At 70.9% G+C, this 12,704-nt stretch carries 7 protein-coding genes; 4 read left to right on the plus strand and 3 right to left on the minus strand.

What is annotated here, in order from left to right; genetic code table 11:
* Positions 1-49: 49 nt before the first annotated feature.
* A complete protein-coding gene (locus WME82_RS36690; RefSeq protein ID WP_437912705.1) occupies positions 50-379 on the minus strand; it encodes a DUF2934 domain-containing protein in 330 nt (109 codons plus the stop codon).
* 389 nt (positions 380-768) lie between these two features.
* On the opposite strand from WME82_RS36690, the gene WME82_RS36695 reads away from it, so the two are divergent.
* The gene (locus tag WME82_RS36695) at positions 769-1,863 is read left to right on the plus strand and encodes a sigma 54-interacting transcriptional regulator (RefSeq protein ID WP_438039121.1); all 1,095 of its coding nucleotides are present in this window, start codon (positions 769-771) and stop codon (positions 1,861-1,863) included.
* Positions 1,864-1,982: 119 nt separating this feature from the next.
* On the opposite strand, the gene WME82_RS36700 is transcribed toward WME82_RS36695, so the two are convergent.
* Together WME82_RS36700 and WME82_RS36705 are read right to left on the minus strand one after the other, a co-directional pair.
* Positions 1,983-7,133 carry an AAA family ATPase gene (locus tag WME82_RS36700; protein ID WP_438039122.1) on the minus strand — a complete coding sequence of 1,717 codons (5,151 nt, stop codon included), beginning with the start codon at positions 7,131-7,133 and terminating at the stop codon, positions 1,983-1,985.
* Between the two features lie 335 nt (positions 7,134-7,468).
* Positions 7,469-8,257, minus strand: a complete 789-nt coding sequence (locus WME82_RS36705; RefSeq protein WP_438039123.1) for a helix-turn-helix domain-containing protein — start codon at positions 8,255-8,257, stop codon at positions 7,469-7,471.
* Positions 8,258-8,361: 104 nt separating this feature from the next.
* On the opposite strand from WME82_RS36705, the gene WME82_RS36710 reads away from it, so the two are divergent.
* The 3 genes from WME82_RS36710 (at position 8,362) to WME82_RS36720 (ending at position 12,643) form a co-directional block, all read left to right on the plus strand.
* Positions 8,362-9,399 carry a glycoside hydrolase family 16 protein gene (locus tag WME82_RS36710; protein WP_438039124.1) on the plus strand — a complete coding sequence of 346 codons (1,038 nt, stop codon included), beginning with the start codon at positions 8,362-8,364 and terminating at the stop codon, positions 9,397-9,399.
* Between the two features lie 227 nt (positions 9,400-9,626).
* Complete coding sequence (locus tag WME82_RS36715; RefSeq protein WP_438039125.1) at positions 9,627-12,005, plus strand: alpha-amylase family glycosyl hydrolase; 2,379 nt, start codon at positions 9,627-9,629, stop codon at positions 12,003-12,005.
* 152 nt (positions 12,006-12,157) lie between these two features.
* Positions 12,158-12,643, plus strand: coding sequence for a hypothetical protein (locus WME82_RS36720; RefSeq protein WP_438039126.1), 486 nt, complete (start codon positions 12,158-12,160; stop codon positions 12,641-12,643).
* Positions 12,644-12,704: the final 61 nt, after the last annotated feature.

Genomic DNA, 12,704 nt, shown 5'->3' on the forward strand with positions numbered 1-12,704 from the left:
ATGGGCGTACGCGCGGCCTCGCGCCGCCTGCGCCGCCGCGGCGGAGACCTCAGCTGGCGAGGCGCTCGAGCCGCGCGTCGACCTCGCGCTCGGCGTTCAGCCAGTCTTCAACGGGGTTGTTCCGGAAGCCGGCCCTCTCGGCATATCCATAGGCCACCTTGGCGATGAGGCCGTGGCGCTCCTCGCGCGACGGCCGCGGGCGCGGAGGCGCGGCCTTCGGGGCACCGGCGCTCGCGCGCTCGGCGGCGCGCTCCACGGCCGCAGAGGGCATCTCGACGGCGGCGGGGGCAGAGACCGCGCTCTCGGGCTGCGCCGAGGCGACCGGGCTCGTGGCCCGGGTGGTCTTCGTGCGGGCCGGGGTCTTGCGCTTCGAGCTCATCTCGTCGTCTCTCCTTTCGGGTACACGGGTCGACTAACCCAGGTCCGCGCGTACGCACAAATTTTGAGCACGTAGTTTCTCGGCGCCCCCCCGCCGCCGGTCGGGATCTCCCTTCCAAGAGACCGTGATTCGCGGTAGAGTCGATGTCGCTGACCGGGTGAGATCACCCGGCATGTGTCAGCCACCATCCCTCGTTGCTCGTCGCCACCTCGTGACCGACGTTCATCCGCCGTCGTCCGTCTAACGTCCATCTGTCGTTCCCACCGTCGTTCCCGTTCTCGCTCACGGCGGCCCATCCCTGGTCGCCGCCTGCGCCGAGGACAGCTCGGTAATCCAGAAAACGGCAGGCGCGTCGCTCGCCGTCTGCCCATGAATCGAGGAGATGCGATGTGGAAGAAAGCGCGGCCCCTTCCCGGCGCACGGAACACCTCTGCTCGTCCGGCGGCGGGATGACGCGCGTCGTCTGGGTCGAGGACGACAGCGAGGTGCGGCTCATCGGCGCCTCGGAGCGCTGGGCGGGCGCGATGGAGCAGCTGCGCCGGCTGGCGGAGCACGAGCGCGCGCCGCTGCTCATCATGGGCGAGCCTGGCACGGGCAAGGAGCTCTGCGCGCGGCGCCTTCACGCGGCGAGCCCGCGCGCGGGCGGCCCCTTCGTTGCGGTGAGCGCGGCGCGGCTGCCGGCCGAGCGCCTCCGTGAGGAGCTCTTCGGCCTGGCGGCCGGGGCGGACGGGCGGCCCGCGGCGCTCCCCGGGCTGCTCGAGCTGGCGCGGGGGGGCACGCTGTTCCTCGACGAGATCGGCGCGCTCCCGCTCGAGCTCCAGCCGCGGCTCCTGGCCGTGCTCGACGGCGAGCCGCTCTGCCGGATCGGCGGCGGGGAGGCGCTGGTCGCGGACGTGCGGGTCATCGCCGCGACGAGCCAGGATCTCGCCGCGCGCGTCCTCGGGCGGTCGTTCCACGAGGCGCTCCACCGGCGCGTCGGCGGGCTCGCGCTCTCGCTCCCCCCGCTGCGCGAGCGCGACGGCGACGTGCGCAGGCTGGTCGAGCACTTCCTCCAGCGCCAGAGCGGCGCGACGGGGCTCGCGAGCGCCGGGGTCACCCCGCGCGCGCTCGCGCAGCTCGAGGCGTACCCCTGGCCGGGGAACGTCCGCGAGCTCCGGGGCGTCGTCGAGCGCGCGTTCCTCCGGGCCCACGGCGCGCCGCTCGATCTGGAGCACCTGCCGCCGGAGATCGGCGCGGCCAAGCGTCCGCCGGCGCCGCCGCGCTCGGGCCCGCCGGGCGCGCTGCGGCCATCGCCGCCCGCGCGCGGCAGCGCGTCGCTCGGGGAGGCCGTGCGCCGCCACATCCTCGCGGTCTACGCGGCCCAGAACGGCAACGTGACCCGCACGGCGAGCGCGCTCGGGATCACGCGGGTCTCCCTCCGCCGGCACCTGCGCCAGTACCTCGCCGCGGACGCGCGCGACAAGGAGCCGCTGAGCGATCGCTAGGGCCGCGCGTCAGGGATCCCGCCTGGAGCGACCTGGTGAACGCTCACACGACGCGAGCTGGCGTGCCCTCGCGACTCGAGAGGCCCAGTCGGCGCCGGGCGGCCCGCGCGCCCCTCTCCTCAGGACGGCTGCGCGAGGCCGAGCTCTCCCTCCGGCTCGACGGGCAGCTCGACGAGGAACGTGGTCCCTGAGCCCAGCCGACTGCGCAGATCCACGCGCCCGCCGTGCGCTCGCACGATCTCCCGAACAAGGTACAGCCCGAGCCCGAGGCTCTGCGCTTGATGAAGCCCCGTCGCGCGCTCGAACGCCTCGAACACGCGCCGCTGGTCGGCCTCGGAGATCCCGATACCCTGATCGGAGACCGAGAGGCGAGCGACGGCCCCGTCCCCGTCGGTGACGATCCGGACCGGCTTTCCGGCGCCGTACTTCATGGCGTTCGTGAGCAGGTTCGTCGCGACCTGCTCGAGCCGCAGCCGATCCCACTGGCCCACGACGGCGCGCTCCGCCTGCACGTGGAGCGCACATCCAGCCAGCTCGGCCTGCTCGCTCAGCCGCCCGACGACGTCCCGCACGAGGGCCGCCAGGTCCACCGGCTCACGCGTCAGGGCGAGCCGCCCCTTCTGGACGCGCGAGAGGTCGAGCAGGCTGTCGATCAGCAGGTTGAGCCGGCCGAGCTGGCGCTTGAACGACGTGAGGGACGACGATAGCCAGGACGAGGAGACCGTCTCTCGCTGCTTGATCGATCGCGCGAGCGCGTCGAGCTTCAGATGGAGGCCTGTCAGCGGCGTCTTCAGCTCGTGGGCGAGGAACGCCGTGCGCCGCTCCGCGGCCTCCGCCGCCGCCCGCGCCTCGCGCTCCCTGGCGAGCAAGAGCGCGTTCTCGAGGGAGATGGCCGCTTGCGTGGCGAGCAGCTCGAGGGCGAGGAGCCGCTCGGGCGTGAACGCGTGCGTGGTGACGTTGTTCTCGAGGTACAGCAGGCCGAGCACCTCGGCCTGCCGCAAGATGGGAACGCAGAGGACCGACCTCGGATTGTGCCGGACGATGTACTCGTCCCCCGAGAACCTGCCCGCCTTCGCGGCGGCGTCATCGAGGAGCACGCGCTCCTTGGTGAGCCGCACGTAGTGGAGGAGCGAGGCAGGGAGGAGCGGAGAGGACGACACCGGCAGCGACTGGAGAACCCTGGTCACGGTCCCCTGTCGCTCCTCGATCGCGGCCTCCGCCTCGATCGTCAGGCCGCCGTCCCGCACCAGGATGAGGCAGCCCTTCTGGGCACCTCCCTGCTCGAGGACGAACTCGAGCAGGGTTCGCAGGAGCTTCTCGAAGAGGATCTCGCCCGAGATCGTCTGCGACGCCTTGACGACCGCGAGCACGTCGAGCAGCTCCGTGCGGGCCGCGAAGGTGGCGGTCGGCTCGAGCGGCCGCCGCTCGAGGAGCTGCGAATGGCGCTGCTCGAGCTGCTTCACCTTGCCGTCGGCCCCCCAGCGCACGTAGCACGAGCGGGCCTCGCGCAGGTACGTATCGGAGAAGCGCTCGAACCCTCGCGCTCGATAGAACCGAGACGCGAGCTCGTAGGCGAGCGCCTCGATGTGGACGAAGCCGCTCTCGCGCGCCGCGCGGATGGCCTCTTCATAGAGGCGCATCGCGTCGAGGTCCCGGCCCTCGATGCGGGCGACCTCGGCGGACACCAGGGCGTAGCGGCTCCGGAAGTTCTCGGGGCAGCTTTCGGCCCAGCGCCTCAGCTTCTGGAGCGTCGCCTCGAGCGCCTGAGCGAATCGCTGCCGCTGCTCGGCCGGCGCCTCGGCGTGGAGGGCCGTCACCGTGAGCGCGTGGTAGAAGTGGTGCGTCGCTTCCATGGCCAGAGACGCCGCCTGCCCCTGCATCAGCGCGGCGGTGGCCGCGGACTCCAGCGCTTCGGCGTGACGCTCGTGCGTGAACGCGGCGACCTGCTTCATGATATGAAACATCGCGATTCCGAGGCCGAAGCCCGCCTTCTGGAGGATCGCGAGGGAGCTCGCCTCCTCGAAGTCGCCGCCGTCGAAGCTCGTGGGCCCCCGCGTCGCTCCCTTCAGGCTCGCCGCGAGCTGCTCTTCGAGCCGGACCACGTGGTACACCACGTCGTTGTGGGTCTGCCGGGCGAAGGCGGTGTATCTCCGCGCGACCTCGATGACGCGATCGAGCGGATCGCCGTTCTCGAAGACGACCCACACCATGTTGTACGTCAAGTAGCCGGCGAAGATGAAGTCTCCGACGTCGAGGCAATCGAGGAATGCCTTGTCCATGAGCGGGATGCTCGTCGCGTAGTGCCTGTGCCAGATGCTGATGACGCCCGCGTGGTGGAAGAGCAGCCTCCCCTTCAGCATGGCCGTGACGCTCTTGAATTTCTCGTTGAGCCTGAGCGCCATCTCGGAGAACTCGAACCCGCAGGGGACGTCGCCCAGGATGGACACCATGACCGCGGCGTAACAGCTATAAACGAACGAGGACTCCTCGGCGTGTCCGTGCTGCAGAGAGGCGTTCACCCCCTTGGCGGTGAGCAGCGGCCAGAGCGCCGGCCGCACGGAGAACATGAGGGGGGCCGACTCGGCGACCAGGCTGATGAACGCCCGCACGTCTTCGTCGGTCGCCACGGGCGCGTCGACGAGATCGGCGACGCGACGGCCGCGCAAGGAGATCGGGACCTGCCGGATCTCGGCCTCCACGGCGGCGTGGATCTCCTCGTCGGCCTCCGGGAGCGTCGCCCCGTAGAGCCGCAGGGCCTCGATCATGACCGTCATGGCGTCGCGGTGCCGTCCAGCGATCTGGTAGAGCCGCATGCGCAGCCGGTGGGCCCTGGCCCGGTCGGGCCTGGAGCGGGCGTTCTGGAGGATCAGATCGAACAGCTCGTCGGCCGGCTGGAAATTGCCGACGATGGACTCGCATTCGGCGAGCTCCAGGTGGAGCCTGAACGTGTCCTCGTACCGCGCGCTCCAGGCGTCCTGCGGCAAGAGGGACGTCGCCTGCGCCAGGTAGCTGCGCGCGGAGGCGTAGGCGACCGAGGCCTTCGCCTTGATCCCTGCCAGGAGGTTGAGCCGGCAGAGAGCCTCCCTCTCGCGTGGATCGGTGATGAGGTGGGCGCCGTGATTGAGCTGGGTCGCGACGTCGAAAGCCCGCTCCTCGACCGCCCCGCCGGGCAGACGAGACACGAGGCGCCGGCCGATCTCGAGGTGCACGGCGGCCCGCCGGGCCTCCGGGATGAGCGAATAGGCCGCCTCCTGGACGCGGTCGTGGAGGAACTTGTAGGTGCCTTCGTGGCAGAGGACGAGCCCCGCGAGGATGGCCTGCCAGACCTCCGCGTGCAGCGCCTCCTCCGAGCGGTCGCACGCTATCGTCAAGATGCCGACCTCCGCGGCGCTCCCGAGGCAGGCGAGCTGCTTCAGCGCCTCCTGGGTCCCAGCGGGGAGCCGCGCGAGCTTGTCGACCATCAGATCGACCACGTTGTCGGTGAAGCCCTTGGCGCGGATCTTCGCCATGTCCCACCGGAAGGCGCCCGCGTGCGGGTCGAGCTCGATCAGCTGCTCTTCGTGGAGGGCGAGGAGAAACTGGATCGCAAAGAAGGGGTTGCCGGCCGTCTTCTCGTGGACCAAGGCCGAGAGCGGCGCGGCGTCCTCGGGGCGGCACTGAAGCATATCGCTGACGAGCATGGACAGGTGCTCGCGGGAGAGCGGGCCGAGCACGAACTCCCGGACGCGCGCGCCCTCCCTCCTCATGCCGTCCAGCGCCGTCATGAGCGGGTGCGAGGGGGTCACCTCGTTGTCGCGGTACGCGCCGATGACGAGGAGATGGCCCATGTCGAGGTGCGTCACCAGATCCTGCAAGAGCGCGAGGCTCGCCGAGTCGGCCCACTGGAGATCGTCGAGGAAGAGGACGAGGGGGTGCTCCTTCCGGGCGAACACCCCGATGAAGTGCCGGAAGACGGTGCGGAACCGGTTCTGCGCCTCGACCGGCGGCACCTCGGGAGCCGGCGGCTGCGGGCCGATGACCAGCTCGAGCTGCGGGATCAAGTCCACGATGAGCTGCGCGTTGACCGTGAGGACCTCGAGCAACCGCTGCTTCCAGGCCGCGATCCTCTCGCTGTCGGCGAGGAGCTCGAGCACGATCTCCTGAACGGCCTGCACGATGGTGGAATAAGGGATCTCGCGCTTGTGCTGATCGAATTTTCCCGAGGCGGAGAACCCCCGCTCGCCCGCGACGGCCCTGTCCAGCTCGTGGACCAGCGTCGACTTGCCGATGCCGGAGTAGCCCGAGAGGAGCACGAGCTGTGGAGATCCGGTGTCGACAACGCGCTCGAAGGCGCGCAGCAGCACCGCGATCGCCTCGTCGCGCCCATAGAGCTTCTGCGGGATGCGCAGGCGGCCCGACGCGTCCTGCTCGCCCAGCGGGAACGGCGCGACGGTGCCGTCGCAGCGCCATGAGTCGAAGCACCGTTTCAGGTCATGGCCAAGGCCGCGGGCCGTCTGGTAGCGCTCCTCGGGCATCTTCGCGAGCAGCTTGATCACGATGCGCTCGGCCACCTCCGGCACGTCGGGGACCACCTTCGACGGCGCCGCGAACGCGCGGGCAACGTGACAATGGATCCATTCGAGCGGGTCGCGGGCGTCGAAGGGGAGCTTCCCCGTGAGCATCTGGTAGAACGTGATCCCCAGGGAGTACAGATCGCTGCGGCTGTCGACCCCACGGTTCATCCGCCCTGTCTGCTCGGGCGACATGTAAGGGAGGGACCCCTCGATGAGGCGCGCTGGCTCCAGGGCGTGCTGTTCGCGGGAGAGCCGTGAGGCGAGCGCGAGATCGGCGATCTTCACCTCGCCCGTGGCGGGAATGACCAGGATATTTGCGGGCTTGAGGTCTCTGTGAACGACGCCTCGCTGATGGATGTCGGAGACGGCATCCGCGATGCGGGCGGCGAGCTCGAGGAACCTGCCGATCGCCATCGGCGCGCCGAGCAGTCGATCGAGCGGCTCAGCGCCCGAGTCTTCCATGACGAGGGCGAGCGCCCCATCGTACATCTCGAGGGCGAGGGGCCTGACGACGGCTGCCACGTCGAGCATCTTGCCCGTCTCGTACTCCCTCTTGAGCCGGGCGAGGTCCTGCGGCCGGCAGCTCCTCGGATCGAGCACCTTGAGGACCACCGGATGGCCGTCGGCGTTTCGAACAGCGCGGTACACGGCGGTGCCGCGGCCTTCGTGAATGGTCTCGCAGATCGTGTACGGAAAGGGAGGGGACGGGCTCGTCATGCAGGCGATGGGCGAGGCAGCCTCGGCAGTGGCAGCAGGAGCCCCTTCCCCGAGAAGGTATACCATTCCCCGTCCCCGCATCATGGCCAGCGTTGCGGACGATCCGGCGCGGATTCGCGTCAGCCGGCGGGCTCGGCCGCGCGCGGGCCCGAGGCGCCGTCGCCAGGCTGCCTCGGCCGAGAGCCGCTGCGTTCAACGCGCCTCAGGCGATCGAGGACGGCACGCTCGACGCCCTGGGCGTGCGGGCCGTCCGGCTCACGCCGTTCCAGGAGAACCCTGCCGGCGCCTACCTGGTGAGCGACGGAGTCCGCCAGTTCACCCGAGTTCAATCACGGTTACCCTCCGTGCATCGGCACGGTCATTTCGGTCAGCGCCGCGCGCTGGCCGCCGAAATAGTCCTGGGGCGCGCAGCCGAGGGCGCGCGTGAAGACGCGGTGGCATTGCGCATAACTCCCGAACCCGACGGCGTACGCAGCGCGCGCGAAGCTCGCGCCGCGATCCACCTCGGCGACGAACTGCATCAGCTTGAGCCGCGCGCGGTACTCGACGACGTTCACGCCCACGTCCTTGCGAAAACGCCGGCTGATCCCGCTCTCGCCCGTGTGCAGGCGCGCCGCGAGGGCCGCCCCGGGGAGATTCGGATCGAGCCGCAAGAGCTCGAAGATGCGGCGGCTTACCACGTGGGGGAGCGGCACGTTCGACAGCGACCGCTCGAAGAGCTCCGCGAGGCGATGCTCCACGACCGAGATGTCGCGCGCTCGGTCGAGCGCGCCGAGGAGCGCTAGCTCGTCGGCGAGCACGGCCGGCGTGAGCTGCACAGCGTCGAGCGCGACCTTCGACGCGGCCCCCACGACGCGAGCCCCCAGCTCGGGGCGGAGCGCCGCGACGTACAGAACGAAATCGCTGCTCTCCTCGAGGAGCGCGTGATCTTGCCCCGGCGCGAAATAGAGCAGCGTGCCCGCCACGAGCGGCACCGCGCGCTTCCCTATGCCCATGATGCCCGTGCCGCGAGCGACGAGGTTGATCTCCGGCTCCTCGTGGAAATGCCGGGGCCGACGGTACTGCGGCTGGTGACGGAAGACCTGGGCGCGCCGGCCGGCGAGCATCGGAAAGGGCTGGAACAACGCGGGCCGAGCGCTCAAGGCCAGGTGAGTGTGCGGCAGCGGGGACGCGGACAGAAAGCAAAAAATGCGAAGCGCTCTTGCGCCCGGTGCGCCAAGTGGAGCCCATGATGTCTTCGACGCGCTGCACGGTCGCTTCGCTTCTGTTCTCCGCATTCACCGCGCTGGCCTGTGACGACTCCAGCCAGCCCCCGGGCTCGGCGACCGGGGCTGGCGGGGACGGCACCGGCGCGGGTGCTGGTGGTGGTTCCAGCGCCGAAACGGGCAGCTCCATGGCGGGGACTGGGGCTGCGGGTGGCGCCTCCAGCGCCGGAGCCGGCGCGGGCGGCGCAGGCGGCGCAGGCGGCGCAGGCGGAACGGCGGGTGGCACAGCAGCGGCAGGCGCCACGGGTAACGGCGGCTCAGCGGGCGGCCCTCCCCCGGCCGAAGAGGCCTTCACGCTGCTCTTCCGCGACGATTTCGATCAGCTGGACGCAGGTCGCTGGCAGCTGATGACACATTCCTGGACCGAGAATCTGGCGCTGTTCTCGCAATCCGCCGCTACCATCGAACGTGGCCAGCTGGTGCTCCGGCTCACGCCGGCCCCCCAGGGCACCGCCGACAGCTCCGGAGCCGCCAAGACCTTCCTGGGTGCCGAGGTTCGCTCCGTCGACTCGCTCACGTACGGGCGCGTGCGCGCTCGCGTCAAGCTGGCCCGAGGCTCGGCGGTCATCTCGTCCCTGGTCACGATCTACACCCCCTGGCCAGCGGACAACTGGAACGAGCTCGACATCGAGTGCCTAGGGGCCGAGCCGAATGACGTGCAGTTCAACGCCATGGTGTACACTGGCGCTCCGGTACGGCCCCCGGTGACGCAATCCGTCAGTCCGACTCAGCATCCGCAGAAGGTGGACCTCGGCTTCGATCCGAGCGAGGACTTTCACACGTACCAGATCGAATGGACACCTTCCGGCGCCCGCTTTTCAGTCGACGACGTGCTCCGACACGAGTGGACGGAGCGCATCGACCTCATGGTGCTGCCGCAGAACGTGCTCATGACGATCTGGGCGTCGTCGAGCGCGTCCTGGGCCGGGGCCGTGACGGCCGAGACGGGCAGGGCGAGCGCGACGTACGATTGGATCGAGCTCTATCGGTACACGCCTTGATCGGGTCGCGAGACCAGGCCGCTCCGAGCGCGTGAGCTCACGCGGTTCGGCCCGACAAAGCGCGAGGCGAACGCCTGGGTGCGGGGCGGAGCCCCGACGGAACCTGCGCGCGCCTGTTAGCGACGCGACAGCATGGGCGGAGCATCGCTGTTCTCCGCAGCGGCTGCGGTGGTTCAGGGCGACGCGCGCGCTGACATGCCTCTCGCGATCGGATACTGCTCGAGGCCATGTCGCGCCGCCGTTCTGCCGTCATTATCGCCGCTGTCTCCGCCATCACGCTCCCTGCCGTCCCGCTCGCGTGCGGGGGCGATCGCGAGCTCGACGCGGGCCAGGGGAAGGGCACGAGCGGCGCCGGGACAGCAGGCGCCGGTGCTGCTGGCGGCGAGGCGGCTGGCGCAGGCGGCGCAGGCGGCGAGGCCGCAGGCGCTGGCGGGGCTGGCGGCGGTGCGCAGTACGGGAACGTGCTCTGTCCGACCTCGTTCACGTTCAACGCGCCTCCCGGGGCCACGGATGTCCGCGTCCCCGGCGAGTGGAACGGCTTCGATCTCGGCGCTGCCCCGCAGCTGCAGGGCGGTACGCAGGGCCGGCTCGTGGCCACCGTCGACCTGCCGCCGGGGCTTCACGGCTACAAGATCGCCTATCGGTCCGGCGGTGAGGTCTCGTGGGTGCTCGACCCGGCGGAGGGGCGCCGCAAGTACGTCGACGGGGTCGAGAACTCGGCCGTCAAGGTCCCTGACTGCCGCCTCCCGTCGTTCTCGGTCGCGTCCAGCCAGGCGACGCGGCCTGCCGCCGGACAGGGCGCCTTAGAGGCCCGGCTCGTCTACCGGGACGGCATCGAGGGCGCGGGCCCGGAGGCGGCCTCGTTCGAGGCGGTTCTACAGGGCCAGGACGGCGAGGCGCGCCCGCTCACGGATCAGGAGCTCTCGGTCGACGCGCGCGGCGACGTGCGGATCCTGCTGGGAGGCCTCGGCGACGGCAAATACCGCGTCACCCTCCGCGGGGCGACCCGGAGCGGCCGCGCCGGTGAGCCGCTCCGGCTGGTGTTCTGGGTCGAGGCCGAGCCGTTCTCCTGGGAGGACGCGCTCATCTACATGGTCGTCACCGATCGTTACCGCGACGGCGATCCGGCCTTGAACCCGCCCGCCACGCCGGGCGCCGATCCGCGGGGCGACTGGGCCGGCGGGGATCTCGAGGGGCTGCGGCAGGCGATCGAGGACGGCACGCTCGACGCGCTGGGCGTGCGGGCCATCTGGCTCACGCCGTTCCAGGAGAACCCCGCCGGCGCCTACCTGGCGAGCGATGGAGTCCACCAGGTCACCGGATATCACGGTTACTGGCCCATCAAGGCGCGCGAGGTGGATCCGCGGCTCGGCGGCGCCGGGGCGCTCCGCGCCGTGGTGGCCGAGGCGCACCGCCACGGGATCCGCGTCCTCCAGGACTTCGTGGTGAACCACGTCCACGAAGATCACGAGTACGTCTCGTCTCACCCGGACTGGTTCAGGACGGGGTGTGTCTGCGGGACGGACGGGTGCGACTGGACGTCGCACGCGCTCGATTGCATGTTCGCGAGCTATCTCCCCGACGTGGACCACACGGTCCCCGAGGCCAACGCCGCGTTCGTGGCGGACGCGATCCACTGGCTCGACGCGTTCGATCTCGACGGGCTCCGCGTGGACGCCGTGAAGCACGTGGAGGAGATCGCGACGCGCAACCTCGCCGCGGAGGTCCGGGAGGCGTTCGAGCCGGCCGGCACACGTTATTTCCTGATGGGCGAGACCGCGATGGGCTGGAGCGACTGCGCCGACCCGTGCAACGACGAGAACTACGGGACGATCGCGAGGTACATCGGACCTCAGGGGCTCGACGGCCAGCTCGATTTCGTCCTCTATCACGGGGTCTCTTACCGGACGTTCGGCTGGGGCGAGGAGGGCATGCTGCACGCCGCGTACTGGGTCGAGCACGGGCAGCGGCGGTGGCCGGAGGGCGCGATCATGACGCCGTACATCGGCAGCCACGACACGGCCCGCTTCGCGACGCTCGCCGACTACCGCGACGAGGCGGGGCCTCGCGGCCGGGAGGTCCCGGGCCGCCAGTGGTCGGACACCGCGGGAGCGCCCGAGTCGCCCGAGGTGTACGCGCGGGCGCGCCTCGCGATGGCGTGGCTCCTGGGCCTCCCGGGCGCGCCGCTGCTCTATTACGGCGACGAGTACGGCGCGTGGGGCGGCGCCGACCCGAACAACCGCGGCATGTGGCGTCCGGAGGAGGATCTCACGGCGGACGAGCTGGAGACGCTCGATTTCGTGCGCGCGCTCGGGACCGCGCGCCGGGACATCCCCGCGCTCCGCCGCGGCGCCTACGTGAACCTCACCGCCACGGAGGACACGCTGGTCTTCGGCCGCCGGCACGGCCGGGGGGAGTCCGCCGTGGTGGCGCTGACGCGCGCGGGGACCGAGCAGCGCATCTCGGTCGAGGTCGCCCAGGCGCTCGGCCTCCCGCCCGGCACCGAGCTCAGGGACGCGCTCGGCGGCGCGAGCGAGGTCGTCTCCGCGACCGGCGTGCTCTCGATGAGCGTCCCGCCGGGCGGGGCGGTGATCTTCGCGCCGTGATCGCTGGCAGGCCGGCGGGGGCGGGCTCCGGCGGCGAGCGCAGGCCCCCGCGGAGGCGGCGAAGCGGCTGGAGGAGCGCGGAAGGACGCGGCGACTCGCGCGCTGTCCGATTGAGCTCCGCAGCCGCCCCGGGTATGTCGGAGCGGTACGACATGCAGCCACCCAACGCGAGCCAGTTGCCCGAGGAGCTCCGCGCGCCGCCCCCGCGCCCCTGGGCGACCTTGCGGCATGTCCGGCATCAGCTGGCCGGCGTGGGGTACTCGCTGCTCTTCTGGGCGGGGCTGCTCGGGGTCGGCGCCTTCTACCGGCACATCGATTTCGTCGCGATGCTCCTCACGGTCTCGTTCGGCGTCATGCCGTTCGTGCTCCTGTATCAGGCGCTGGGTAGCTACACCGCCTGCCGCCTGGCGCTCCGCGGCGCGCCGTCGGCGGCGCACATCTACGAGGGGGCCGTCGTGACGAGGTACGGGACGGTGAACATCTGGCACGTCGTCGTCGCCGGCCAGCACGTGCGGATTCGCGCGAACGCGCCGCTCGACAGGAGCGTGGTGGTCCTCGTGACGCCCGAGACGCGGAGCGGCAAGCGCCGAGTCGGGGTCTATCATCCCCGGATCGGGATCTGCACATCGCTCGTGTGAGCCGCGCTCGCGGCGCTGTTGTTGCGGACTTGACCGCGTGAGACATTCGCCGGCATGCGAG

Origin of the sequence: Sorangium sp. So ce128 (genome assembly GCF_051525245.1) — a bacterium.
In the GTDB taxonomy this organism is placed as follows: Bacteria; Myxococcota_A; Polyangia; order Polyangiales; family Polyangiaceae; genus Sorangium; species Sorangium cellulosum_B.

What these genes read in the sequence shown, in the direction of transcription:
- WME82_RS36700 (WP_438039122.1), bottom strand. Translation starts at nt 7,133, where the DNA reads ATGACGAGCCCGTCCCCTCCCTTTCCGTACACGATCTGCGAGACCATT.
- WME82_RS36710 (WP_438039124.1), top strand. Translation starts at nt 8,362, where the DNA reads ATGATGTCTTCGACGCGCTGCACGGTCGCTTCGCTTCTGTTCTCCGCA.
- WME82_RS36720 (WP_438039126.1), top strand. Translation starts at nt 12,158, where the DNA reads ATGCAGCCACCCAACGCGAGCCAGTTGCCCGAGGAGCTCCGCGCGCCG.
- WME82_RS36715 (WP_438039125.1), top strand. Translation starts at nt 9,627, where the DNA reads ATGTCGCGCCGCCGTTCTGCCGTCATTATCGCCGCTGTCTCCGCCATC.
- WME82_RS36690 (WP_437912705.1), bottom strand. Translation starts at nt 379, where the DNA reads ATGAGCTCGAAGCGCAAGACCCCGGCCCGCACGAAGACCACCCGGGCC.